We start from the raw sequence: 513 nt of genomic DNA on the forward strand, positions 1-513 counted from the left end.
AAACTTTAGAAATAACCTTAGAAAGGCATCGAAGAAATTCGCTATTACGCAAGATATTGAGATAGAAACCTCAAAAGATAAAGGAAAGCTTCCAAGCTTATATCAGGAGTTTCTTAGAGTAGAGTCTTCTGGGTGGAAGGGGGGTGGGGGAACGGCCACTGCTATCGCTCTTAATTCCGAATTGGTAGCCTTTTATGAAGAGTTGGTTAACAGTTCTGGGCAAGGTTACTATTGTGAAATTAGTATTATAAGGCAGAGTGGGAATCCGATCTCTGGTCAATTGCATATTCTGGCCCATTCCGATCACTCATTCTGGTTTTAACCGATCATCATTTCTGGAACTTTTCGACCATTGATTCTGGTTTTATTCGATCACTTTTTCTGGATTTCCAGAATCAGTGATCAGATACCAGAATTGATGATCAGATATTTCCAGAATCACTCCTAACGCGTTGACTTAACTAACAATCTGCTAGTCTCTTAGCCTTTTTCCGGCGAGGAGTAATAGCAGTG

General features: G+C 40.4%; 1 protein-coding gene. It reads left to right on the top strand.

What is annotated here, in order from left to right; all coding sequences use genetic code 11:
* Positions 1 to 322, top strand: a 322-nt coding sequence (locus tag A3761_RS08730) for a GNAT family N-acetyltransferase (protein ID WP_156491761.1), incomplete at its 5' end; no start/stop codon positions are given.
* Between the last annotated feature and the right edge of the window lie 191 nt (positions 323 to 513).

It is taken from the genome of Oleiphilus sp. HI0123, assembly GCF_001635315.1.